This is a genomic window from Paenibacillus terrae (assembly GCF_005217525.1).
In the GTDB taxonomy this organism is placed as follows: domain Bacteria; phylum Bacillota; class Bacilli; order Paenibacillales; family Paenibacillaceae; genus Paenibacillus; species Paenibacillus terrae_C.
In genome coordinates this window covers 127,336-153,171 of the sequence record NZ_PNXQ01000002.1, presented here as the reverse complement: position 1 = coordinate 153,171, position 25,836 = coordinate 127,336, and the positions used below count along the sequence as shown (strand labels likewise).

Genomic DNA, 25,836 nt, shown 5'->3' with positions numbered 1-25,836 from the left:
AATCCTTGCTTGGGATGAAATCTTCGGTGTGCAATGACAGCAAAAATTCCTCGTCTTTGTAGTCCTCGACAAATGGGCGTGGTTAAATAACCTGAATCAAGCGCCACGGCTTCGACCTTAAATCCAAAGCGCTCTTGCTGGCGGTCTAAACGCGACAAATACGGCACGGAGTCATGAACATTTCCGGGTGTCACATGTACATCGGTAATCAGATTGTATTTCGTATCAACCGTACGGTGATCCAGATAAAAGAAGCCTTCTGGTTTACCATCACGGATCATATAACCACTGTCTGGATCGGTTTTGCTCACTTTTATTTCTTTCTCCTCATTCACTTCCTCTCTTGGTTTCAGGGCTTTTTTCCGTGCTCTTTCCGGTCTTCAGCCACAGCGACGTTGAGTTCGTCTACGTAATCTTTAGTATTTTGCAGCACTTGTTGTTTCGTGTACTGGTGTTTATTCGCATTTGCTTTCACATGAGTGGAGTCAGTCACAAGAACACGTCCACCGACCATCCGGTGTGAAATGGCCTGAAGGACGATCTCATCGAAAATATCTTGAAAGATGCTCGTATCTTTAAATCGGGTTCGACGGTTCCAGCTAATGGTCGTGTGATCTGGAACCTTGTCCGTTAAACCCAGTCCTAAAAACCAGCGGTAGGCCAAATTCGTTTGGATCTCCCGCTCCAGTTGACGTTCGGATCGGATGCCATAAAAATACCCGAGAAAAATCATTTTAAATAAGATAACGGGATCAACAGCAGGACGCCCGTTATCTGTACAGTAAAGCGGCCGAACTTTTTCATTGATAAAGGAGAAGTCGATAAATTTATCTACTTTGCGCAGCAAATGATCTTGAGGGACCAACTCTTCGATGGAAACAAACTCGTACGCTTGTTGTTTTTGTCGGTTGGAACGTAACATACACAACACCATCCGTTCTAAAAATAGTTACCTATATTATACAACATTAACGCGGTGTCGTCTTAAATCTTTTAGGCATAAAGAAAGCTGTCGAGACTTTCTCGACAGCCTGAAAGCCTGCCTTAAGGGCAGACTTTTCTTATATACAATACATTTACTCTGACTCTCGAAGTCGTTCCACGATGCTCTGCTTATTATTTAAAGAATAGAGAATTAGAGGAATACCTACTCCAAGAACAAGCAGAACAGGTAATAAGACTAAAAGTGGCCATATCATAAAGTGATAGCTTAACAGCCATAATAGACTACTGAAGGGTTTTACAATCGAAATGGAAAATAGGATTCCTAATAATATGGAGAATATGCTTGTGCCGAGTACATAATACAATCCTTCGTAGATTAGCATTCCTCGGAGTTGCTTTTTAGTCATGCCTATGCTCTGAAGCATAGCAAATTCTTTGCGGCGAGTTAGTATGCTGGTTAGAATCGCATTTATAAAGTTAAGGAGCCCAATTAAGCCTATAATCAAGCTGAGTGTGCCGCCAATCATCATAACAGTAGTTTGCATACCTGCTAACGCGTTTTTTGATGTAATTTTGGACTGATAGTTCATCATTGGTTCTGTAGTTTCGGTATACTTTTTCAAAAAGCTTTGTATGGTTTCTTCATGATTCGAAGACACATTAAATGCATAGCTCATTAAAGTGGGGTGTTTCGTAAGCGACCTATATACTCCCGCCGGGAGATAGAAGTTATAGTTTGAGTTTCGATCAGAATTGGTAGATTTGATACCTACATGACCAAGCACTATAAATTCATGTGTTGTATTTATTTTATCCAGTGACGTATTTGCTGAACCCACATAACTATGGAAAGTCACTTTGTCACCTACTTGATAGTTGGCGTATTCCATCATTGGGCTGCTATTATCGTCTAGTACGACTCCTTCTAGGATGTACTTACGAGAATCCAGTTTTTCCTTATCAAGTTCACCATCAACCAATTGCAATTGGTGCAGCGGTAAATCTTCTAGTCCGTACACTTCTGAAATGAAGTTACCGCGAGCATCTGTATTATCGTCACTTTTTGTGGCGCCTTTTATATTTTCAATAGTGAACATCTTTGGATCACCATATAAGCGGCCACCCTCTTCAAAACCGGGCTGAGCCTGTACAGCCTTAATGAAGCTCTCTGTAAGTTTGGTTTCAAAACCAGTAAAATCCTCTTGAAAATATTCAGCATGAGCAATTAGAAAATCAGTATCGTTAAATTTGGACAAAAACTTGTCCATGTCTATACTTTGGGAGAGGGTGAAGGCTGTGTTTAGTAACACCAGACTCAAGGAAAGGCTAATAACTACCAAGAACGTACGCTTTTTATTGCGGCCCAAATTGGAACGAGCCATAAGGTGTATTTTTGCACCTTTGGTTGATTTTATTAGCTTGCTCTTATCCTTGGTGTTACCATCCGTATATCTTACAGCTTCAATGGGCGATACAGAGGATGCAACTCTGACGGGTTTGAAGGTGCTTATAAACACGGTCACAAGTGTAAATAGGGCCGATCCTATAAAAATCCATGGGTTAGGCGATACTGTAATGCCCGAGTCAGCATAATTAGTAATATTAATAATAAAGGGCAAAAGCGATTTACCAACAAAGAAGCCTCCAATTAGCCCAATAGGAATCCCTATTACGGAAAGAATTAATGCTTGTCTGCGAATGATACGTCGGATTTGTCTTCCACTTGTACCTATTGTTTTTAAGAGTCCATAAAATCGGATATCTTGTATTACTGAGATTTGAAAAATGTTATAAATGATTAAATATCCAGTAAATATGATCAGGACCAGACCGGAAGCAAGTGCAATAATAGTTCCTATATCCATACTAAAATTCGTCGAAAGGTACGACCAGTTCACATTACTTGCAATATAGTTCGGTGCATTTTTGTCAAGGGAATACCCGCTTTCCGTAATAACTTTGTTGAGTTTTCCTTGCAAATTAAAGCTGTTATCAAACATGAGGTATGCACTGATCAGTCCTGTCTGACTATAATCTTTTTTATAGGTGCTTTGTAATTCTTGGGCATAGGCATCTATATAAGCTTTGGAGGCCAATATTTGCCCTGCGTTAAACACAGGATCACTTTTCCACCAGCCAGATAGGACAAATCCACGTTGTAGTTCTTTGCCACGAATTTCAAGCTTTAGTGTTATGGGTGCGCCTATTTTTAAGGGGACACCCATTAATTGCAGCGTTTTGGAATCAGCGATTACTTCATTTTCAGCCATAGGCTTGTGACCTTCTTTAAGTTCAATAAAGCCAAGTTTCATCCCTATATCATCATAAAACCAGAACTCCGTATGACGTTTTAATAATTCTTGATTTGTAACCTTATCGCTTAACAAGCGATTATAGGCTATCTCCTTGATCAACGGATGATTCTTAACATGATTAAACTCCTCATCATTGATATATTTGAGTACAGCCTGACCACCTCCACCAGCCTGACGCATGGTTGCTCGTTGAAGACTTTCTACTGCGCCAAGCCCCATCGTAACCAATGTTGTAAACAACAAGGCAGTTAGGACTATGGCACCAATGGCGATAATGTTTCGGTTTTTATTCATTTTCAGGCTCTTGTCTGATAAATTACGGATAATTTTTTTGTTATTTAATTTGATCATTTGCTGTCACCGCCGGTAATTTTACCATCTTCAATACGAATGACCCGATCCGCTGTTTGTGCAATTTCTTCATTATGGGTAATCATTACGATCGTTTGATGGAACTGCTGACTGGATACTTTGATAAGTCCCATCACATCCAAACTTGTTTTGCTATCCAAATTTCCAGTGGGCTCATCTGCCAGAATAATAGCAGGTTTTGCTGCCAGCGCCCTTGCAATAGCTACACGTTGCTGTTGTCCGCCCGATAGATTACTCGGCAAATTGTTTAGTTTATGGTTAAGTCCCAAAGTGTTTACAATTTTATCTACATGGGCTTGGTGTGGTTCTTTGCCGTCCAATTGAATCGGTAGTACAATATTCTCATAGACATTTAGGACGGGTACCAAATTGTAGTTTTGAAACACGAAGCCAATCTTTCGTCTGCGAAAAATGGTCAATTCTTCATCTTTGAGAGAGAAGATATCCTTACCATCAATCGTGACATTTCCGCTTGTCGGCCGATCCAGTCCACCTAGCATATGCAGCAAGGTAGACTTACCACTACCGGATGTACCAACGATTGCGATAAATTCTCCATGACTTATCTCCAGGTTCACCCCATCCAGTGCATGAACAGTCGTATCTCCGTTGCTGTAATGTTTTTTTAAATCTTGAGTTTTTAATAGAGTCATTAAATTTCTCCTCCATAAAGAAAATAGTCTGTATTGCAGCCAACCGCAATACAGACTGTACCACATCAATCTTTCCACAATCTTTCTAAAATCTAACAATATTGAAAGAATTATTTGTCTATAGGGAGAAAAATGGAGAAGGTGGACCCGTTACCTGGACTCGATTGTAGCTTGATATATCCTCCTTCAGCCGCAATGATTTCTCTCGACAAAAACAGGCCAATACCAACCCCCTCCTTTGAGTTCACAGTTTGTGAGCGATAGAAACGCTTAAAAATCTTACTGTGTTCCTCTTCTGCAATCCCTATTCCACTATCGGTAATATCAATGCGGCAAAATAAGTCATACGCAATCACTTTTATGACAATGCTCCCGCCAGTCTCTGTATATTTGACGGCATTGTCCAAAATATTATAGATTGCCTCAACCGTCCATTTTAAATCAAAGGAAGCCTGAATTGCTGTACCCTTCATAGCAATCGTGATCTCTTTAGCTTCTAAATTCGGCATAATTTGCTCTAATGCAACATCCAACAGCTTTTGAACAGGCTCCTGCCTTGGTGATACCTTAATAATTCCCGTTTCGAGCCGGGATATTTTCACCAACGCATGGATAAGGAAATTCAGTTTTTCGGCTTGTATAGACAGAGCTTTTAAACAAGAGGAGCTATCTTCCGGCAAATCATGTTCACTAAGCAGTTGTGAGTATAGGAGGATATTAGCAACAGGTGTTTTCGTTTGATGTGAGATGTCAGAAATGAGCTCGTTTATTTTATTTTTTTCTGCTAACAAATTCTTCGAGGAAACAGAGCAAATAGAAAGGAATTGCGCAAGTTTAGCCTCTACTGCTGATAAAACAGATTCGTCAAAAACACGTTCCGAAAACTCGCCACTAATAGCAGCTTCAATCATATGATCAATAGTTTTTATTGTTTTATGTACGTTTCTACGATATAGAAGAATGACAACCCCAGCAACGACAAGAGCAGTCATAGCAATTCCAAAACATACATAATTCAGGGTAGTCAATCATTTCACCGCCCATGTGTAACCAATCCCATACACGGTCTTAATGTACTGGGGGGAGGAGGGGATATCCTCTAGCTTGTCACGTAGCCTTTTTATGGTGACTGACAAGGCATTTTCGCTTACATACTCAGCACCGTCTGTCCAGATGCTGTCTACCAAATGATCGCGGGTAACGGTATTCCCTCGATTAACAATTAAGAGGCGGAGTAATTTCTGCTCGGTTTTACTTAGCTCCACAGGTGTACCATTTTTCACAAATTCCATCTTTTCAAAGGAAAAGGAAAAGGCATCTATTTGAAAGGATTCTGCAAGATCACGCTTGATTTTCTTTAACTGAACGCCCACTCTAGCTCTTAATACCATCAGACTGAAAGGTTTGGTGATATAGTCGTCGGCACCCAACTCGAGACCTGTTACAATATCCGTTTCCATATCATGTGCAGTCAGAATGATGATTGGTAAAGTTGTTGTTCTCCAAATATCAGTTAAAAAGTCTAGTCCGTTTCCATCCGGCAAATTTAGATCAAGAATCATTAGGTCAAAAGTAGCACTTGCCAATTGTTCCTTTGCAGTGGCAAGATTATATGTTTGCACAAATACGTTGTTAGGTTCTTTAAGAGCCAGAACAATACCATTACTTAAAGCTATATCATCCTCAACGATTAATATGTGATTCATCGTTTTCCTCCTATTTTTTTGAAAATCGTGCCACCGGGCTGGGGTTTCGAAAGCAGCGCACAGTAAAATGTTAAAGGGGGTCATAGAATATTCTACTTCCAGTTTACAGGATATTGCTCTGATTTGCTCATTGTTTATCTGGACTGTTCGGAAACTCTTCATAAAAGAGCGAAGGCATCACTGAAATAATAAAATGATGGCATCTAAATGTAGTCAATATTCTAAAAAGGATAATTTTTACAATGGGGGGGTCTAGGGTTATTTCAATGGTATTTTAGGAGTGAAAGGAGGTGGGGGAATTATGGAAAAGCTTGAGGTTTTGGTGAACGCGAATTTTGATATGGAAGTGTAAGGGCATTGTGATGGTTCATGTACCCGAGATTGTCAGGAAGACTCTAATATTTGTAGTCCATATCTTTCCGCATTGGTGGTAGTGGGTAACATAAAGTTTATTCTGAAAAACTCAAAAATTAACAATTAACCACGAAAAGAAGAGGCAGAGATACTTCTTCTTTTTCATTTACATAGCAACATCTGCATTATAAAGATTAAATAGCACTTATTTCTAATAAAAAAAGTTTGTGGCCCAAAAATTCCTTATTTTTAATTTTACTCCTTTCAAAAAAATTTGACAGATACGATTTGACTGATATAATTTATGCTAGTTAATTTTTGATAATGATTATCATTATCGGAGGGGAGGGCAGGGCCGAAGCTTGGTACAGGTTGTTGGAGAACAGGCTCCCTTGGTTAGAACATGAAATTGCGTTATTTAATACTGGCTTTTCTGGTACTGGCCTTCGCCTCGGTTTTTATCGGTGTTCATGATGTAACTCCACTTGATTTGTTCCACTTAACCGACGATCAGGCGCAGGTGCTCCTGATTAGCAGACTCCCCCGTTTGATCAGCATCATCATCGCAGGAGCGAGTATGAGTATCTGTGGGCTTATTATGCAGCAGCTTACCCGGAACCGATTTGTATCGCCCACCACCGCAGGGACGATGGACGCGGCACGATTAGGTGTACTGATGGCTATTATGGTGTTTGGAGCGGCTGGATTTTGGACGAAGATGCTGACGGCTTTCGGGTTTGCTCTGGCGGGGACACTAATTTTCATGAAAATACTGGACAAAATCCGGTTCAAGGACCCGGTATTTATCCCGCTGGTCGGTTTGATGTTCGGGGGCATTTTGAATTCGGTGACAACCTTTTTCGCCTATAAATACAATCTGATCCAGAGCATTTCCAGTTGGATGCAGGGTGATTTTTCACTGGTGATGAGTGGTCGCTATGAGATGCTGTATCTTAGTGTTCCTTTGGTTGCATTGGCGTACATATATGCGAATCGTTTCACAATTGCAGGCATGGGCGAGGATTTTGCGGCAAATTTGGGCGTACATTACAAGCGCACCGTCAATGTCGGTCTGGTGATCGTGGCTTTGGCTTCCTCCGTAGTCATATTGACCGTGGGAACGATCCCTTTCCTGGGGCTGGTTGTACCGAATCTGGTTAGCATGTATATGGGCGATAATCTAAAAAAAAGTTTGGCCCACACCGCGACCTTGGGCGCCGTCTTTGTGTTGTTTTGCGATATTTTGGGACGGGTCATCATTTATCCGTATGAAATATCTGTAGGGCTTACGGTTGGTGTGATCGGGAGCGCGTTGTTCTTGTATTTGCTGTTGAGGGGAAGGGCCTATGAATCCTAAATTAAAAATCGGCATATTAGCCGCTGCCGCGCTTCTGTTGATTGCTGCTTTCGTGTTTATAGATCTTCCGCATACCTGGCACTACGCGCTGCCGCGACGACTGAAAAAGATTGCAGCCTTCATGCTGACAGGTGGCTCGATTGCTTTTGCAACGGTTATTTTCCAGACGATTACGAACAACCGGATTTTGACCCCGGGCATTATCGGACTGGATTCACTGTATATGCTGATTCAGACAACCATTGTGTTTGCATTTGGCTCCGTACCGTTCATTTCGACCAGCAGAGAGCTGAATTTCTTATTATCTGTGGGACTGATGGTGCTGTTCGCGGGTTTATTGTACAAATTAATTTTTCGTAAGGACGGACGCGGGATTTATGTTCTTCTGCTGGTCGGTCTGGTGTTCGGCACGCTGTTCAACAGTTTATCTACCTTTATGGAAGTGCTGATTGATCCGAACGAATATGCCAAAATTCAGGACAAAAGTTTTGCCAGCTTTAGCAATGTGAACACCGAGCTGCTGTGGCTGTCCGTCGTGATTCTAGTGCTCGTATTCGCTTATGCGTGGAGGTTCATCAAGTATCTGGATGTGCTGTCGCTCGGACGGGAACATGCCATTAATTTAGGACTCCCTTACGGTTTTATTATCAAAAGGTTGCTGGTGATCGTGGCGGTTCTCATCTCCATTTCCACGGCGCTCGTCGGGCCGATTACTTTTCTCGGGTTGATTGTGGCAAATGTGGCCTATCAGGTGATGAAGACTTATCGGCATCGATATCTTATTCCGGCCTCTATCTGTGTCAGTGTCATTGCCCTGGCAGGCTGCCAACTGCTGGCAGAGAGAGTATTTGACTTATCGACAACAGTCAGCGTCATTATTAACTTTATCGGGGGGGTGTACTTCCTGTACCTTTTGCTGCGGGAGAATAAATCATGGTAGAAGTCATAAACGTATCCAAACGCTACGGGCATAAAAATGTGGTGGATCAGGTATCCGTCACCGTACCGAAAGGCACCATTACTTCCTTTATTGGGCCCAACGGCGCGGGAAAAAGCACATTGTTGTCGATGATCAGTCGTCTGACAGACAGTGATGAGGGAGAAATCCTTATTGATGGGCAGGCTATAGGCCTGACGAAAAGTGATGAGCTGGCCCGGAAGATATCCATTTTAAAACAGACGAATGATGTCAACATCCGCTTAACCGTGAAGGAACTGGTCAGCTTCGGCCGTTTTCCGTATTCCCAGGGCAGATTGAACAGCAAGGATCGCCAAATGGTCGAGCAGTCCATGGCCTACATGGGGCTGGAGGATATGAAGGACAAGCATATTGATTTACTAAGCGGGGGACAGCGACAGCGGGCTTTTATTGCGATGATTCTGGCTCAGGATACGGAATACATACTGTTGGACGAGCCGCTGAACAATCTGGATATGAAGCATTCGGTTCAGATTATGAAGACGCTGCGCGGTTTGGTGGATGATCTCGGCAAAACGATTCTGGTGGTGCTTCACGACATTAACTTTGCTTCCTGCTATTCGGACTATATCGTGGGGATGAAGGACGGCAGGCTGTTAAAGCAGGGAACTGCTAACGAAATGATTGATAGTCAGGTATTAAAGGATTTGTACGATATGAATATTCCGATCCAACAGATCGGTGATCATAAAATTTGCGTTTATTTCACATAGGGGGAATGTAAAATGAAGAAAAATATGATGTTTTTAACGCTAATACTGGCGCTGGTATTGATCGTGTCAGCCTGTGGCAAAGCGGCTCCAGCCACTCAGGAAGCAACTGGAAACGATTCATCATCTGCCGCAACAACCGAGCCCAAAACCATTGAAGTCAAGCATGCACTGGATGAAAATCCGGTTCAAGTGAAGGTTAATCCGAAAAATGTTGTTGTGTTTGATTTTGGTGCATTGGACACATTGGATAAACTGGGTGTGGATGTTGCCGCAGTAGCACAGCAGGATCTTCCTACATATTTGAGCAAATATAAAGATTCCAAATATGCATGTGCAGGTACGCTGTTTGAACCAGATTACGAGAAAATCAGCGATCTTTCTCCTGGAATGATCATCATTGGTGGCAGACAGGCAGATGCGTACAAAGAATTGAGCAAAATTGCACCGACCATTTCGTTGGCTGTAGACACCAAGGATTTTGTGAATTCCTTTAAGAAAAACGTTGAAACACTGGGTCAAATTTTTGATAAAGAGGATGCTGCCAAACAGGAATTGGCTACGATTGATAGCTCCATCAAGGCCGTACATGACAAGGCTGTAGCGAGCAAAGCCAAAGGACTGATTGTTCTGACGAATGAAGGTAGCCTGAGCGCATATGGCGAGCAATCCCGCTTTGGTATCATTCATGACGCTCTGGGCGTCACTCCTGTAGATCCTGACATTAAAGTATCCACCCATGGACAAAAGGTTTCATTTGAATATGTACAGCAAAAAAATCCGGATTACATCTTTGTCGTTGACCGTGGGGCTGTTGTGGTAAAGGAAGGCAAGGAACAGGTCACAGGCAAACAAACGATTGAGAATGAACTGGTGAAGAAAACCAATGCATTTAAAAACGGCCATATTGTGTATCTTGACCCGAACTACTGGTATCTGTCAGGTAATGGTCTGGAATCCGTATCGGAAATGATCAAGGAAATTGACGCCGCGTTGTAATGGATAACATGTACACGATGTAGAGTTGCATACGGTGAAAGGTCATCAAGTGTTTGTTCCGATAGCACGATTGGAATATGGACTTTGTGCAATAACCCCAAAGGATTGGAGATCGTGGAGTCTCTATGCCCTTTGGGGTTATTTTTTGCGTATAATAGAGTAATACTCAAAATTTGATGTTACACGTTATTGAAAGTGAGGGAACCCATATATGAAGAAAAAGCGTCTGGGATCTTCGGATTTGCTGGTAGGCGAGATTGGCCTGGGTTGTATGTCGGTCGGTACGGAGGAACAGCAAGGTGTCTACCTGATCCATGAAGCGCTGGATCGGGGCGTGAACCTGCTGGATACAGCGGATTTGTACCATCACGGACGTAATGAGGAAATCGTGGGTGCAGCGATCCGTGGACGGCGACAAGACGTTGTTTTGGCGACCAAGGTCGGTAATCGGCGTATGCCGGGTCAGGAGGGCTGGGGGTGGGACCCGTCCAAAGAATATATCCTGTCTGCGGTCAAAGAAAGCCTGCGCCGCCTGGGGACGGACTATATCGACCTGTATCAGCTTCACGGAGGGACGATTGATGATCCCATCGACGAAACGATTGAGGCTTTTGAACAGCTCCAAAGGGAGGGGGTCATCCGTTATTATGGCATTTCCTCGATTCGTCCTCACGTCATCCGTGAATATGTCGAACGTTCCAATATCGTCAGCGTCATGAATCAATATAGCTTGCTGGACCGTCGGGCAGAGGAAGAGGTACTGTCCTTGCTTCAGGAGCGAGGAATCAGTGTCATTGCACGCGGGCCTGTCGCCAGCGGCGTATTGACCGCCGAAGGAGAGGGTAAGGCAGCCAAGGGATATCTGGACTACGAAGAGGCGGAGCTGCTGGACGTACGCAAGCAATTAAAGACGTTCACGGGGGCAGAGCGCAGCATGGGGCAGACGGCGATCCGTTATAGCCTGTCTCATTCGGCTGTCGCGGCTGTCATCCCGGGTGCAAGCTCATTGGGACAATTGGAGCATAATATCGCAGCAGCAAGTCTCCCGCCATTAACCCAACAGGAGCGGGAGGCGCTACAGCAGATTAGCCGGGCTAACCGCTATGATGCGCAATACCGCTGATACAAGTACAGGCAGGACAGAGGGAATCTTTGTCACACGGTCGGAAATGCGATTTGCCAACCGATAAATTGGTTCATACTTTTGAACGTGTACTTGCCATAGTTGCAATATATGAAAGAATCATTACAATATAAGAATAAGCTCAGGTTTATAATCCATATTTGAATATGGAGACGTTCATAAATATACTTTAGGAGGAACCAACAAATGGAACGCATCGAATCACAGCAGCAGTATCAGGATTTGATTAACGGTGACGGCTTGACGGTCGTAAAATTTGATACAACCTGGTGTCCGGATTGCAAGACACTGGATAAATTTATGGGTGGCATTATCGAGGAAAATGCAGATAAGCGCTTCTTTGCACTTGATGCTGAGAAATTCCAGCCGATTGCCGAGGAAAATCAGGTGCGTGGAATCCCGAGCCTGCTTGTTTTCCGTAACGGCGAAAAAATTGCTCATTTGCACAGCAAATATGCCAAGACGCCAGCACAAATTTCTGAATACCTGACCACGTTGGAATCAAAGCAATAATGAATGATGCAAAATGCTGAAATAGAAAAAGGGTTATCCCATGGGTTGATTTGTCAGCCATGGGATAACCCTTTTTTGTCATACGAAAAGAGTTGTTGTTGCTGAAAAGCATGAAGGCTCTGCGGCAACAAACAACAGCTTACAAAATAACGAAGAAGAACACAGCCGCCAATACGAAGCGGTAGATGGCGAATGAAGTCAGGCTCAAGCGTTTGAGCAGACCTAGGAACGTTTTGATCGCCAGCATTCCGACGATAAAGGCAGTGATAAAGCCTGCCGCGAACACCGGAAAATCGCTCATGGACAGATGGTCCATGCTTTTGATCATATCAATGCCCGATGCGCCCAGCATGACTGGAACAGAAACCAAGAATGTAAATTCAGCGGCTGCTGTATGGCTTACACGGGCGAATAGGCCCCCGGACATGGTTGAGCCTGAACGGGAGAAGCCGGGCCATAAAGCCAGGACCTGGAACAAGCCAATCGTAAAAGCCTGTTTATACGTAATGTCATCCACCGTATGCGATTTAATGGGTGGATGGAATTTTTCAGCCGCGATCATGAGCAAGCCTCCGATGACCAGACTGTACAGAACAGTTTGAGGGCCAAACAGGTATTGCTTGATAACATCACGGAACAGCACGCCAATCACACCCGCAGGGATCATGGCCAAAATAATGTGTAGCAGGTTCAGACGCGGCTGGCTAGAGATTCTGCGTCTGAAATCAAATAAGCTCAGGAACCTGCGCCAGTACAATACAACAACCGCCAGCACAGCACCCAACTGCACAATAACCTCGAACGTTTTGACCGTATCATTCTCCGTGTTTAACCCCAGAAGATCAGCCGTCAGGATCATATGACCTGTCGAAGAGACCGGCAAAAACTCTGTCAGCCCTTCAATAATACCCATAATAATAGATGATAAAATATCCACTTTATTAGTGCCTCCTTACACGCGTGCAGGGCAAACGGCCTAAGCCGTTTGCCCTGGAAGTATGTCATTTCAATAGGAGTGGACGCAAGTGTCAAGTGCACAGTGCAAGCCGCTCAAGTCACAGCGGTTCACTCCCGGGAAGAAGTGTCAGATTCCGCTTCCAATTCGGATACAGGAGATACATTGTGTAGAATAATCTCCACCCGTCGAATACGATTTTTACCCATTTCACGAATGATAAATTTCACATCTTCTTCTATGAATTCCTTGCCCTGTCTCGGTTCCGGAACCCGACTATACACCCACCCTCCGACAGTATCCACATCCTCATCGTCCAACGTCAAGCCAGTCAGATCACTCAGATCGGAAAGCATCACCTTGCCATCCATCAAATAACTGTTCTCCGTCAATTTCTCGATTTCCTTCCGTTCATCCTTATCAAATTCGTCACGGATTTCGCCAACAATTTCCTCCAAAATATCCTCAATAGTAATCAGACCGGAGGTTCCGCCGTATTCATCGACGAGTAGGGCGATATGAACCTGCTCCTTCTGCATGCGTTTGAGCAGCGTGTTGACAGGTATCACTTCCGGAACAGTCAGGATCGGTTGAATCAGACTATTGAAATCAAGCTCAGGGTTGCGGTCATACTCAAGGAACAACTGCTTGGTATTAATCATACCGATGATCTGATCCTTGTTCTCTGTCGCCACCGGAAAACGGGTATACTGCTCTTCGTGAATGGTCAGCATGTTTTCTTTCAGCGAGCGATTCGTAAACAAGCATACCATATCTGTACGTGGCACCATAATTTCTTTGGCAACGGTCTCGTCAAAAGCAAAGATACGATTCACGTAGCCATATTCGGTGTTATTGATCTTACCACTTTCCACGCTTTCGGACAAAATGATCTGAATTTCCTCCTGAGAATGCGCTTCCTCATGCTCGCTTGCCGGTTGAAGACCAAACAAACGAACCAAACGGTTGGCCGAGCCATTCAGGAGCCAGATAAACGGATACATAATCCGGTTAAACCATACGATGACCGGGGAGGTCAACAAGCTTACTGCTTCCGCTTTGCGGATCGCCAGCGTTTTGGGAGCCAGTTCACCGATAACCACGTGCAGGTAAGTTACAATGACAAATGAAATAATAAAGGCCAGGATATGTGAAAATTCCCCATTGATGTTGAGCTGTTGAAAGAGAGGCTCCAGCAATTTGACCACGGTCGGTTCACCGAGCCAGCCGAGTCCCAACGCTGTAATCGTAATACCAAGCTGACAGGCGGACAGGTAGCCGTCCAGATTATTGACGACCTTTTGTAGCGCCAGTGCGTTTTTACGGTTCTCCACTACCAGCTGATCGACCCGGCTGGTACGGATTTTAATAATCGCAAACTCGGTAGCCACGAAGAAAGCACTAAATATAATCAACACCGCGAACAAAAATAGACTGACACCTATACCCATGTAATTTTCACTCATCCCTTTTTCGTTCAATTTTTAATGAACTCCATTTTAAGTTCACTTGAACTTATTTTAAGAACTTAAAAGCAAATATACAAGGTTCATATCCAATCATAGCAGGTCACCTGCCTCCAATTTGCACGGAAAATAAGGCAAAACAGAACCCGCACGGATCATTGCTTCACTTTACAAGCCTAGTTTATGGGCGTATGATGAGTTCAAATGAACTTGAAATGGTTTAAAGGGAGGAAAGCAGATGGAGTCTTTTACCCTCACACGCCGTGATATGGCCCATTTGCTGCTGGCGATGGAAGGTCGCCGCGAATTGCAGCCGTTGGCCGTTCTTCAGGATGCCTGGAGACGTACCCATATCCATCCGGACCGTCCCGGCAGCACGATGCCGACATTTTTGTACACTGAGGTAACGCCTGTGCTGGATAAAATTATCAAGGGCAAGCACAGCGCAGCTTTTTCGCTACAGGAGATTGTTTCTCTCGGTCAACTGGTCGAATATAGCCATGTTTCATTGGCCTCTATGCAAAATTGGGTCAAACGCGACTTCAAGGAATTTCTCGGATCGCCGAAGATCGGTAAAAAATATTCAGTCAACCAGGCCGCACTGCTGCTCATTGTGGAGGATTTGAAATCGTGCCTTGATTTTGAATCCATCCGTCAGTTATTTCATATCCTGTTCCAGCAGCCGGAGGATGATACGGATGATCTAATCCAGCCGGTCGATTTGTACGCTGCTTATTCAACCTTGTTTGAGGAGCTGGATGCGAATGGAGATCAACTGCTGGATGTGGCAGGGGGCGGGCTTGCCAAAGAAAACTGGAATTCTGCTACAGTGCAGCAGCGTCAGGAGGGTGCGACAGAGGAATTGCTGATTCAGGCGGCAGACCAATACACCAGCCGTTTGCAGCATTTGACCCCTAACCAGTGTCAAGCCGTTCGGAATACATTGCTGGTGGCTGCGGTATCGGTGCAAAATAGTTATTTTTTGTCCATGGCACGCAGGTATGTAAATGCGACGTTGTTTCTGGACTTTCAAGGGTAGATCAGGATTGGCGCTAAAAGCCGATCCTATTTTTTTGCCCTTTTTCGAGGATTGTCTACCCTTTTGGAGACTGAAAAAGTATACAAAAGAGGTATATACACTCAAACGCTGTCAAAGATACAATAAACATATATCATCCAGCAATTGGAAAAACTTTGAATATCTCTTCCAAAGCATCTGGATACACACAGGAGGTAATGGCATGTCCGATGTCTCCATTATCATTTGTACCCGCAATCGGATCGAGGATCTGACACGCTGTATACAATCTATCGCAGGACAGCAGCAACTGGAGCATACGGCTGTCGAGCTGCTGATTGTGGATGACGGCGATATTTCCGACCAACAGGTCGAGCTGTACCGTGACCTGGTATCCGGCTTGCCTCAAGGCGTTTTGAAGTATCATAAAAAAAGTCGTCCCGGCGTTTGGTTGTCCCGCTATGAAGCGTTGTCTCTCGTACGGTATGATATCGTGCTGTATTTTGACGATGATGCCGAATTGGACGATAAACTCTACATCCGGCGCTTGCTCGATACCTATAATCAGGACGAAAAGATTGTGGGGGTAGGAGGGATTGCAAAGGGACTACATTCGAGCCGGGCAGGGAAGCTGCTGGGCATTTTGACATTTCAGATGTCTCCGTCTCTCGGCAAGCTTTCGCCCAGTAGTCTGGCAGGTTCATTGCTGCGCTGGGGAGAAGCGACGGAGGTTTTTGACACGGAATTTTTTCATGGCTGCAACATGTCATTCCGTCGGGATGCGCTTCGGGATATGAAGCCGTATCCGTGGATGACCAGCTATGCCGTGGCTGACGATTTGTATATGTGTCAGTTGGCGAGCCGTTACGGCAAGCTGGTTATCAATCCCGACTTAACGATCATTCATCACGAATCTCCAAGCTCGCGCGATAAGGCGGGCAAAGTAGCCAAGGCTACAGCGATCAATCACTATTATTTCCTTGCTCTGAAAAAGGCGGGAGCCATTCAGTACGGGGCGCTTTTATGGACCTTGTCCTATCTGATGTTCAAGGAAATACTACGCCGTAACTTTAATGCCGCAGAAGGATACAAGCAGGGGGTGCTGTTCATTCTGAATCCGCGCAAGCAAAAATATAACGAATATTTAGGCCAGGCGGTTCAGTAATCTGATTCCACACACATTTTCAGGATAAAGGGGGAGTATGATGTTAAGCTTGTCCATTGCCCTGTGTACCCGAAATCGGGTTGACGATCTGACCCGATGCATCAATTCAATAGCTATGGGTGGGGCACCGGAGGCATGTAAAACCGAGCTGTGGATTATTGATGATGGAGAACTGCCCAAGCATGTGCTGGAACGCTATAAGCGTCAATTGGGCAGAGCGGGGATTACCTACCGATACCATCGCAAGGAGCAGCCGGGCTTATGGCTTTCACGTGTAAAAACGGTGGAGCTGGCACAGGGGGATATCATTTTATTTCTTGACGATGATGTTGAACTGCCGAATAACTATTTGAACGAGCTGCTACGCACCTATGAGGCTTATCCGCAGGCCGCTGGTGTCGGCGGGATTGCGCAGGGAATGAGCAACAGCTTCATGGGAACCATTCGTTGCCTGTTATCATTCCAACAGTCCTTGTCCAAAGGGAAGTTGTCTCTTAGCGGTCAGTCTGGCTCGATGTATAACTGGCACAAGGCGAAAAAGACGTTTCGAACCGAGTTTTTTCACGGCTGTAATATGTCATTTCGTCGTGAGGCGATTCGCAGTTTGGAGCCGGTACCTTGGTTGCAAAGCTATAGTGTGGGGGAAGACCTGTTACTTTCACGAATTGCCATGAAAAGCGGCTCGCTGTACATTAACCCGGCGCTTACGCTGCTTCACCACGAATCGCCGTCCTCGCGCGACAATATGGAGCAGGTTACTTATATGCGGGTGATGAATCATATTCATCTGCTGCGGGATGAGCGATCCGGGCCGATTGGCTATGCTGCGCTATATTGGACGACGCTGTATCAGATTTTGAGAGAGAAGCCCAAGAAAAATCATACTGCCATTCAAGGCTATAGAAGAGCGCTGAAGGCGATTTTTTCAAGTCAGAAGGAGCCTATGGGCGGAGGCCAACTACCTGAGCGCAATTCCAAAAAAACGGCGGGCTGACGGGGGTGCGGCAGGAGACGCGATGTGAACATAGAGACGAGAGGCTTAATAAGGAACAGGAGTTGGACGTAACATGAGCACATGGACAGCAGCAAGGAAAGTATTCACGGGGGACAGTCTCGCCAAAACGATCATGCGCACGAGCTTCAACAATTTTTTCGTGCTGATCGTGACGACCCTGACCTCCATCCTGACCGCACGCATGCTCGGAGTAGAGGGGAAAGGAGAACTGGCGGCAGTTCTGTTCTGGCCTACGCTGATCGGCAGCGTACTGAGCTTTGGCTTGCCAACGTCGCTGATTTATAACCTCAAGAAGAAAACAGGTACGACGGAAGAATTGTTGGCGTTGTCGCTGTGGATTCAGTTGCCTGCCAGCTTGCTGGCGGGTGCGGTGGCCTGGATATGTATGCCGCTGTGGCTGAATGGCTATGGTGCGGATATTGTCCATCTGTCGCAGCTTTATTGTGCGGCTGCGGTACCGCTGGCGGTGCTTACGGCGCTGACAACAGCATTATCGCAAGGGCTGGATCGGTTTAGCGTATATAATGGGCTGCTGTTTTATTATCCGCTGCTGAACTTCATCGGTCTGGTGACGCTGTGGCTGATGGGGCTGCTCAATGTGCAGCTGGCGGGGGCCGTTAATTTTGCCGCGAGCTTCCTTGCGCTGGTCTGGGCGTTCCTCCGTTTGCGCAAGCATATGAATTTGCGTGCTTTCCGCCCGTTCACCAGCCGCCAGGTACTCCGCCCTTATTATAGCTATGGAGCGAGAGTCTACGGGATGGAGCTGATGGGGACATTGTCCACACAAACAGACAAAATCGTCATCGTGGCGCTGCTGTCCCCCAAGGCGTTTGGTCTGTACTCTGTCGTCTATGCTCTGTCGCGTGTCTTCAATGTGGTGCAAAATGCCGTCACGAATGTAACCTTTCCGAAGGTGACCGGAATGGAGCACAGCAAAATTGTCGAAACCGTCGGTCGTGCTTTTCGCATCTCCATGGCTGCTATGCTGATCGTCATCGTGCCGGCTTTGTTCATTGGACGATACATGCTGGGCTTGCTGTATGGCCCCGCTTTTCTGGAAGCATCGTTAACCTTCTACCTGCTGTCACTGGAGTGCATCATTGGAGGCGGCTCCTGGGTTCTGGCTTCGGCCTTCAACGCATTGGGTCGGCCAGGGCTGGTGCTGTTTCGGCAAATTGTGGCATATGCGATTACTGTCGGGCTGTTTTTTATTTGTACCCCGATCTTCGGTCTGGACGGCATTGCCATTGCTCTGCTCGTAGGCGCTTGTGTACGGTTGGCATTCTCGCTGTTTTCATTCCCGATGTTTTTCGATGTTCCGTTATCACGGATTATTTTTGATAAGAGTGATATCACATTTGTTATTCAGACCATACAAAAGAAGCGCAGGAAGGGAGAACTGAAAGATGCCGAATTCGCATCCCATGGCTAAACTGAAAAATAAGCTGAGCGTCATTCTCGACGTAGTCCCCCAAGGCTCGAACATCATTTATGTTGACTACCCCGTGTATAACAACGGTGGGGACGTACTCATCATGAAAGGCACCGAGGCGTTCTTCAAAGATAACGGTATTCGTGTTCGTGCCCGTTACAGTGCTATGGATATTCCCGATCAGCTCCAAATTCCGGCCGACTGGATTATCGTGTGTCATGGAGGCGGCAATTTCGGCGATTTATATCCAAATCACCAAAATTTGCGGGAACGTATCGTGCGGGATTTTCCGAGTCACCGCATTGTAATCATGCCACAGACGATCCACTTCCAGTCTGAACAGAGGGCCGATGAGGTCGCTGCGTTATTCAATGGTCACCCGGATTTACATATGTTTGTGCGGGACACACGCTCTTATACGTGGGCCAAGGACAAACTGAATCAGTGCAGCATCACGCTATGCCCGGATATGGCGCACCAGCTCTGGCCGTTGAAGCCGACGACAGAAACGGTCAAGGACGTACTGTACTTCCTGCGTACGGATATTGAAACCGTAGGGGGGCAAAAGCAATTCGACGACGAGGCAGATGCCGCCCACCGTCTGGACTGGGACACTCTGTTCACTCCGCTGGAAGTGAAAGGGATCGTCTACTTCCAGAAGTTTTACCGTCTGGATAAAAAAATCGGCGGTCCCTTGCCTACGCGTACCTTTTGGTACAAGTATACCGACCACCTTATGAACAAGGCGGTTACGCTGTTCAGCTCTTACCGCGAGGTGCGCACTTCACGGCTGCACGGTCATATTCTGGCCTGCCTGCTCGATATGCCGCATGTCGTCATTGATAATTCGTACGGCAAAAACTCGCAGTATTATAACACCTGGACACAGCCTAATCCCAAGGCGAAGCTGTTCATCGATACACCGGATGCACTGGAACAGCCGTCTTAATATAGGGAAAAGCTGCGGAGAGGTAACTTCGAAACTGTAAAACGGCAAAAAAACTCCGAACCTTTTTAGTGTAGGAGTTTTTTTGCTGGGTTCTTTTTTTAGAATGAGGAAAATAGATATAGAAAAGATATATTCTTCTATTACTGATGCAACTCGGTATTCATTTTTATAATAAATAATGTATAGTAATATAAATTATGAGAGGTGGGTGTCGTAAATGTTAAAAAAATCATTGTTATATACTGTGATTATTATAGCCATAGCCACGCTAGTTAATCTCATTACTTCTCCCAAGAGTGTAATAAGTGTTTTTCAATACGGTTTTTGGACCGGAATAGGAATGTTATTAACCGCTATAATCATTGTTTTTTTAGTTGTATTCGCAGTATTTTTTTTAAAAGGCATTTTCCTCAAATTACAAAACAAACGCCATTAAGGTTTTTGTCACCCACCAAGCCACCGTATCCGACATACCTAGTGCCTTACAGCCTTCCAACACAGCGTCTTCAACGGCTCCTGTATAGGTATCTATAATGCTTAATAGAGTAGCAAATCCTGCCGTGCCGCCTATAGCATTTTGAACGCCTGTCGGCAGTTTATCCCACGCTGCTCTTAATAACTTAACAGCCCAAGATAACTTACCTTGAGTGCTAATTGCTCCCGAACCATTTTTTTCTAAAGAGTTGCCGTTACGATCATAGGCAGCCCCATCAATTAAATATATTCCAGAGGATTTTATGGACAGCAATCTTTGAATTTCATCATCTGATAAACCTAATTCTTTCAGTTCACTAATACTTGGGATATTTTCTATTCTATCTACAATAGGTGTGTATCCTTTTCTATCCACGCTAATTGTTTTCTCATTTTGAGGCGTATTCTCCGCAAAAACTGTAGCACTGGCACCGATCGGTGCAAACGCAACAACAGATGCCATAAAAGCAACTAACAATTGACTTGCTTTCTTTTTGCTAAAATTCAATAGAATAACCTTCTTTCATCATAAATATATGATATCTATTATCTAGTTAACCTGGTGAACAATTAAGCTTATGAATGTTTAACGGGATGAATTTTGGCCTTACTCCAAATACCGCTTTATTTTGACAATTCATTTCATGAATAGATATAATTTATGGGATAAAACTTGAAGTAAAACCGAGAATTTTACCCATATTTCGCAGGATCACACGAAAGTATATTTATTAAAATGAATCGAGGCTGACGAATGAGCAATCTACCGATGGACATGCTTCTCACGAAGGATATCGTACGTGAAGGGGAACCGATTTTGCGTACGAAGGTTGATCCGGTATGCCTGCCGCTGCGTGAAGAGGATCTTCAACAGATGCGGTGGATGATGGATTATTTGAAAAATAGTCAAAATGAAGAGATGGCAACCCGTTATGAACTGCGTCCGGGTGTGGGATTATCAGCCAACCAGGTCGGTCTGAACAAAAGGATGTGTGCTGTCTATTATCAGGATGGAGATAAAACGGTGGAGTATGCGCTGTTTAATCCGAAGCTGGTCAGCCACTCGACGTCCATGATTTATTTGGAACAGGGCGAAGGCTGCTTGTCAGTGGATCGTTACATATCTGGATATGTCCCGCGTTATGAAAAAATTCGCATTAAGGCCCATTTGCCAGATGGAACGCAGGAACTACTGACTTTCAAAGGCTATGCGGCGATTGTGGTACAGCACGAGATGGACCATTTGGATGGCATTATGTTCTATGACCATATTGACCCGGACGATCCTCAAAAGCTGCCGCAGGGTGTGCATATCGAGCCTTTTGTGCATGAATAGTTCATGATCCGTAAAGTGTGGTGACTCCGTTCGCCACATTTTTATTTTGCAAAAAATATAGATATAGATGTTGTGAAGCTTTAAACTGAAATCATGTATATTGTGATGCGGCGAGTAAGTAATACATATTTATGTAAGCGCTTATCTAACGGGGGGATGGCATGTATCGTGGAGTTCGGCATCTTATGAATAATATGCGTATGCGAAATAAGCTGCTGTTCTCCTACGTGCTGATTGTCATGATCCCGGTACTGGTGGTGGGCGGCTGTGCCACGTTTTATTTGCGGGAGCAGGCTTTGGACAGTGCGATTGCCCAAACGGTAAATAATGTGGAAAAGATCAAGAGCCAGACTGCAAATTTACTGCGAGTACCCACGGATATTTCAAATGGGCTGATGTTCGATAAAAGGCTGAGGGAGATGGCGAATCGCCGTTATTCGGGCATGGTAGAGCTGATGAATGCGTATCATCAATACAAGGACTTTAATGAGTATGTACAGCAGTATAGAGAGATTGCGACCATCCGGTTTTATGCGTATAATCCGACGCTTGTTAATAATCTGGAATTTATCCCTGTAGATTCTGGCATTGAGCAGCAGAAGTGGTTTGAGACGGCCTTGAAGGGGACGGCGATTAACTGGTTTTATATTCAAGATAAAGAGGACAACCCGGTAAATCGACTGAGTCTGGTGAGGCAAATTCCCTTTCCCGAATACAATACCAAGGGAGTTTTGATGATTGCACTGAGTCAGACGGAGCTGAACCATATGCTCAGCAAGGAGCCGTTTGAAACGTTGATTGTGGATCGTAACGGAATTGTGGTCGCGGCTACCCATACACAGTCCGTGGGTCAAACATTGGTGGATCTGCATCTGGGCTTTGATGTACAGGGTAGGGGGAAGGGGATATATGAAGCAAAAATAAACGGGAAATCCTCGAACATTATTGTGGATGAGCTGTTGCCAGCCTCCAGTGTGAGCGGATTGACGATTATTTCGGTGTTTTCGACGGAACACATTGTACAGGGAGCGAACCGGATCAGCTTGATCGGCGCATTATGTGTTCTTGCGGTGCTGGTGATGGCATTGGTTCTTATTACGATGATTTCTTGGCTGCTCACCAAACGGCTACAGCGATTGAGCCATGAGCTAGGTAAGGTGGCTGCGGGGGATTTCCATGTCGTATCGAGCGTGGAGGGGATGGACGAAATTGGGGACTTGTCCCGCCGCTTCAACTATATGGTTGCCAGCATCCGCCAGTTGATGGGGCAGGTGTATGAAGCGAGTGAGAAAAACAACAGGCTCGAAATGGCACAAAAGGATATCAAGCTGAAAATGATGGCCAGTCAGATTAACCCGCACTTCCTGTTTAATGCGCTGGAGTCTATTCGGATGAAGGCGCATCTCAACGGGGAGGCGGAGATTGCCACGACGGTGCGTTTGCTTGGCCGATTGATGCGGCGGAATCTGGAGATTGGAAGCGGTAAAACGACAGTGCGTCAGGAACTGGATATGGTGCGATCCTATTTACAAATTCAGCAGTTCCGGTTTGGAAATCGTTTGATCTATGAAGTGAATCTGGAAGAAAGCGCTGAGGAAATGTCCATTCCTCCATTAATTATACAGCCGCTGGTGGAGAACGCAGTTATTCATGGCCTGGAAAACAAGGAAGAACCGGTTACCGTGAAAGTCGATATTTCGATGAAGCTACGAGAGTTGCGAATAAAAGTAGCCGACGATGGAGTTGGCATGGAGGCAGAACAGCTGTCCCGTCTGCTTGACCGTATCACAGGCACGGAAGAGCCGGAAGGGAGCAGTATTGGTCTGCGCAATGTTCACCAGCGTCTGACGCTGATGTATGGTGAACACTATGGTCTGCATATGGAGAGCGTACCGCAGGCCGGAACAACTGTAACCTTTTCAATACCCAGCGAGGAGGAGTCGAATGTATAAAGCGATGATTGTGGATGATGAGCCTGCGATTCGTGAAGGATTGACCTCCATCATTGATTGGAGAGACTGCGGCTTCTATATTGTAGATACCGCAGAGAACGGGCGCGAGGCATTGGATAAATTTAAGGAGCATCGGCCGGAACTGGTCATTGTCGATATACGGATGCCGGGGATGAGCGGGCTGGAGGTCATACGGAGCATACGCGAAATGAACGGTGAGCCGTTTCATTTTCTTATTTTAAGCGGATATGCGGACTTTGATTATGCGCGGCAGGCGATGGGCTTTGGGGTAGATGGTTATTTATTGAAGCCTGTGGACGAAGAAGAAATGACGACAGAGCTGAAACGGGTACGGCGAAGCATTGAGAGTGAAAAAGAAGACGGCAAGTGGGGAAGCCCACCTGTCCATGAACGCGATTGGATCGAAATCCTGCTGTTTCCGGTTCAGGAAGATCGGGCTAATCGTGGTGCATTGGAACACAGCGACCCTCTCAACGGAGGAACGGAGCAAGCTGAACATCCTGGCCAGCTTTCAGCGCCACCCCCTCTGGATTGGGGAAGCTATCAGGTCGTACTGTTGGATCTTCGGATACCCGACTGGGATCGGCAAGCCCGGCAGTCGGCAGCAAAGCTGCGCCTAACGGAAATGTGCCGGGAGCAGGGTAGGGGAATTGTATTTGAGGCAGGAATATATACAGGCTTGCTACTTCCCGCCACGGTGGACACAGAAGAAAATGCTGTTCAGTTGCTGGCTTCCTGGCGACAGGCGCTAAAGCCGTGGGCAACGAAAATATACGTAGCTGCTGGCGATCCGGTGGGAAGACTTCATGATATTCCGAGCTCTTTTGAACAGGCGCTGCGTCTACTGGAGCGTACTTTTCTTTTCAGGGCGGAAAGGGTGATGCTTACCAGTGACCTGCACGTTTTGGAAACTTCGGACGAGGGAATGTGCGAAACGACTGACAAAGCCTCAGACCCCATGCGTTATGCAGAGAAGCTGTACTACGCGCTGGATATGTCCAATCGTGAAGCTGCAATACGTGTATTGAAGGAAATGGAGGTCCAATTTCCACAGATCTATCGTACAGAGGCTGAAATCAAGGCGGCGTTTGCACAGACATTTACCTTAGCGCTGAACAAGTATGCGGCTGGACAGGAACAGAGCCGTATGGTGCTGGAAGAGCATTCCCGCTTGATTACGGATGTTTATGCCTATTCAACCTTGGGAGAGCTGGTGGATCGGTCGAAGGAGCATGTTCTGCAATGGATTGGTCAGACCGATCCAGGTGGTAAGGAAACGATCATGAAACAATTGATTGGTTTCATTCATGGTCATTATGATGAGAATTTGCGCTTGGAGATGTTGGCGGATATGTTTAATTACAACAGCGGCTATTTGGGCAAATTGTTCAAAAGTCATACAGGCGAAGCTTTTAACGCCTATCTGGACAAGGTGAGGATCGAGCGGGCAAGGGAATTGCTTGCACAGGGGATCAGGGTGCATCAGGTGGCAGGACGTGTCGGATATGCCAATGCCGATTATTTTCACGGCAAATTCAAAAAATATGCGGGGATGTCGCCTTCCTCCTATCGTAATCGGGTTCAGAAGAACAGAGGGACGGATGGCAGTTGATGGATTCCCGTGGGTTAAATTGATGAAGTCTCTCTTGTGGATGTCGGAGCAAAGGTCTCCGAACGAAGAGAGGCTTTTTTCATGGAAAAAATTTGGATAGATCAATCGAAAATGTCACACTAACTAGAAGATTTGAGCTGTTTTCATAAATTCGCCATCATTACGACACAGCTTTGACATGATGTTCACACTTTCGATTCTATTTCTTTCAAATCTATTCTATATAATGATGATATTCTGAAGCCGGGTCATGAGATTCCGTAATGAAGATGCCTGAGGGGGCTATTCATAAAAAGTGATCGTTCCATATGTAATAATGTGAATACTATCACAAGGATGAAGGAAGGCTTCAGAACTTAATTATTAATATTCATTCTTAAGAGAAGCGCAGGGG

General features: G+C 45.3%; 21 protein-coding genes and 1 pseudogene. 14 read left to right on the top strand and 8 right to left on the bottom strand.

Going from position 1 to position 25,836, the window contains the following annotated elements:
* From C1I60_RS02435 to C1I60_RS02415, 5 genes and pseudogenes are all read right to left on the bottom strand, one after another.
* Nucleotides 1-922, bottom strand: a pseudogene (locus C1I60_RS02435) (IS1182 family transposase); the annotation flags it as partial.
* Nucleotides 923-1,076: 154 nt separating this feature from the next.
* On the bottom strand, nucleotides 1,077-3,611 hold the full coding sequence (locus C1I60_RS02430; RefSeq protein WP_137060353.1) for an ABC transporter permease: 2,535 nt from the start codon (nucleotides 3,609-3,611) through the stop codon (nucleotides 1,077-1,079).
* Complete coding sequence (locus tag C1I60_RS02425; protein WP_137060352.1) at nucleotides 3,608-4,285, bottom strand: ABC transporter ATP-binding protein; 678 nt, start codon at nucleotides 4,283-4,285, stop codon at nucleotides 3,608-3,610. Before C1I60_RS02425 ends, C1I60_RS02430 begins: the two co-directional genes overlap by 4 nt.
* A 110-nt stretch (nucleotides 4,286-4,395) precedes the next feature.
* Nucleotides 4,396-5,313, bottom strand: a complete 918-nt coding sequence (locus tag C1I60_RS02420) for a sensor histidine kinase (protein ID WP_137060351.1) — start codon at nucleotides 5,311-5,313, stop codon at nucleotides 4,396-4,398.
* Nucleotides 5,314-5,991 (bottom strand): response regulator transcription factor, encoded by a 678-nt coding sequence (locus tag C1I60_RS02415; RefSeq protein ID WP_137060350.1) that lies wholly within the window; start codon nucleotides 5,989-5,991, stop codon nucleotides 5,314-5,316. It abuts the gene before it with no gap.
* A gap of 757 nt (nucleotides 5,992-6,748) precedes the next feature.
* Here C1I60_RS02415 and C1I60_RS02410 point away from each other — a divergent pair.
* The 6 genes from C1I60_RS02410 (at nucleotide 6,749) to C1I60_RS02385 (ending at nucleotide 12,047) form a co-directional block, all read left to right on the top strand.
* Nucleotides 6,749-7,702 carry an ABC transporter permease gene (locus tag C1I60_RS02410; RefSeq protein WP_137060349.1) on the top strand — a complete coding sequence of 318 codons (954 nt, stop codon included), beginning with the start codon at nucleotides 6,749-6,751 and terminating at the stop codon, nucleotides 7,700-7,702.
* A complete protein-coding gene (locus tag C1I60_RS02405) occupies nucleotides 7,692-8,642 on the top strand; it encodes an iron chelate uptake ABC transporter family permease subunit (protein ID WP_137060348.1) in 951 nt (316 codons plus the stop codon). The genes C1I60_RS02410 and C1I60_RS02405 overlap by 11 nt, the downstream gene beginning before the upstream one ends.
* Nucleotides 8,636-9,394: an iron ABC transporter ATP-binding protein gene (locus C1I60_RS02400; RefSeq protein WP_137060347.1), complete on the top strand. Its 759-nt coding sequence runs from the start codon at nucleotides 8,636-8,638 to the stop codon at nucleotides 9,392-9,394. Before C1I60_RS02405 ends, C1I60_RS02400 begins: the two co-directional genes overlap by 7 nt.
* A 12-nt stretch (nucleotides 9,395-9,406) precedes the next feature.
* The gene (locus C1I60_RS02395) at nucleotides 9,407-10,390 is read left to right on the top strand and encodes a siderophore ABC transporter substrate-binding protein (RefSeq protein WP_137060346.1); all 984 of its coding nucleotides are present in this window, start codon (nucleotides 9,407-9,409) and stop codon (nucleotides 10,388-10,390) included.
* 211 nt (nucleotides 10,391-10,601) lie between these two features.
* Entirely contained in the window at nucleotides 10,602-11,513 is a 912-nt protein-coding gene (locus tag C1I60_RS02390) for an aldo/keto reductase (RefSeq protein WP_137060345.1), read from the top strand.
* A 207-nt stretch (nucleotides 11,514-11,720) separates the two neighbouring features.
* Nucleotides 11,721-12,047, top strand: coding sequence for a thioredoxin family protein (locus C1I60_RS02385; RefSeq protein ID WP_044644532.1), 327 nt, complete (start codon nucleotides 11,721-11,723; stop codon nucleotides 12,045-12,047).
* A 139-nt stretch (nucleotides 12,048-12,186) separates the two neighbouring features.
* Here the strand turns inward: C1I60_RS02385 and bacA are convergent, their stop codons facing one another.
* Together bacA and C1I60_RS02375 are read right to left on the bottom strand one after the other, a co-directional pair.
* Nucleotides 12,187-12,984: an undecaprenyl-diphosphate phosphatase gene (gene bacA / locus C1I60_RS02380; protein WP_137060344.1), complete on the bottom strand. Its 798-nt coding sequence runs from the start codon at nucleotides 12,982-12,984 to the stop codon at nucleotides 12,187-12,189.
* A 128-nt stretch (nucleotides 12,985-13,112) separates the two neighbouring features.
* Nucleotides 13,113-14,483: a hemolysin family protein gene (locus tag C1I60_RS02375; protein WP_137060343.1), complete on the bottom strand. Its 1,371-nt coding sequence runs from the start codon at nucleotides 14,481-14,483 to the stop codon at nucleotides 13,113-13,115.
* 223 nt (nucleotides 14,484-14,706) lie between these two features.
* On the opposite strand from C1I60_RS02375, the gene C1I60_RS02370 reads away from it, so the two are divergent.
* The 5 genes from C1I60_RS02370 (at nucleotide 14,707) to C1I60_RS02350 (ending at nucleotide 20,047) form a co-directional block, all read left to right on the top strand.
* Nucleotides 14,707-15,507, top strand: a complete 801-nt coding sequence (locus C1I60_RS02370) for a DUF1836 domain-containing protein (protein WP_137060342.1) — start codon at nucleotides 14,707-14,709, stop codon at nucleotides 15,505-15,507.
* A 202-nt stretch (nucleotides 15,508-15,709) separates the two neighbouring features.
* Nucleotides 15,710-16,651 (top strand): glycosyltransferase family 2 protein, encoded by a 942-nt coding sequence (locus tag C1I60_RS02365; RefSeq protein WP_137060341.1) that lies wholly within the window; start codon nucleotides 15,710-15,712, stop codon nucleotides 16,649-16,651.
* Between the two features lie 40 nt (nucleotides 16,652-16,691).
* A complete protein-coding gene (locus tag C1I60_RS02360; protein WP_137060340.1) occupies nucleotides 16,692-17,645 on the top strand; it encodes a glycosyltransferase family 2 protein in 954 nt (317 codons plus the stop codon).
* A gap of 73 nt (nucleotides 17,646-17,718) precedes the next feature.
* Nucleotides 17,719-19,098, top strand: a complete 1,380-nt coding sequence (locus tag C1I60_RS02355) for a lipopolysaccharide biosynthesis protein (protein ID WP_137060339.1) — start codon at nucleotides 17,719-17,721, stop codon at nucleotides 19,096-19,098.
* Nucleotides 19,073-20,047, top strand: a complete 975-nt coding sequence (locus tag C1I60_RS02350) for a polysaccharide pyruvyl transferase family protein (RefSeq protein ID WP_137060338.1) — start codon at nucleotides 19,073-19,075, stop codon at nucleotides 20,045-20,047. Before C1I60_RS02355 ends, C1I60_RS02350 begins: the two co-directional genes overlap by 26 nt.
* A gap of 415 nt (nucleotides 20,048-20,462) precedes the next feature.
* On the opposite strand, the gene C1I60_RS02345 is transcribed toward C1I60_RS02350, so the two are convergent.
* Nucleotides 20,463-21,029 carry a hypothetical protein gene (locus C1I60_RS02345; RefSeq protein ID WP_137060337.1) on the bottom strand — a complete coding sequence of 189 codons (567 nt, stop codon included), beginning with the start codon at nucleotides 21,027-21,029 and terminating at the stop codon, nucleotides 20,463-20,465.
* A 246-nt stretch (nucleotides 21,030-21,275) separates the two neighbouring features.
* Here C1I60_RS02345 and def point away from each other — a divergent pair, with 246 nt between their 5' ends.
* The 3 genes from def to C1I60_RS02330 all read left to right on the top strand — a co-directional run bounded on the left by def (nucleotide 21,276) and on the right by C1I60_RS02330 (nucleotide 25,442).
* A complete protein-coding gene (gene def / locus C1I60_RS02340) occupies nucleotides 21,276-21,857 on the top strand; it encodes a peptide deformylase (RefSeq protein ID WP_137060336.1) in 582 nt (193 codons plus the stop codon).
* A gap of 161 nt (nucleotides 21,858-22,018) precedes the next feature.
* Complete coding sequence (locus tag C1I60_RS02335; RefSeq protein WP_137060335.1) at nucleotides 22,019-23,809, top strand: cache domain-containing sensor histidine kinase; 1,791 nt, start codon at nucleotides 22,019-22,021, stop codon at nucleotides 23,807-23,809.
* Complete coding sequence (locus C1I60_RS02330) at nucleotides 23,802-25,442, top strand: response regulator transcription factor (protein ID WP_137060334.1); 1,641 nt, start codon at nucleotides 23,802-23,804, stop codon at nucleotides 25,440-25,442. Before C1I60_RS02335 ends, C1I60_RS02330 begins: the two co-directional genes overlap by 8 nt.
* Nucleotides 25,443-25,836 lie beyond the last annotated feature (394 nt).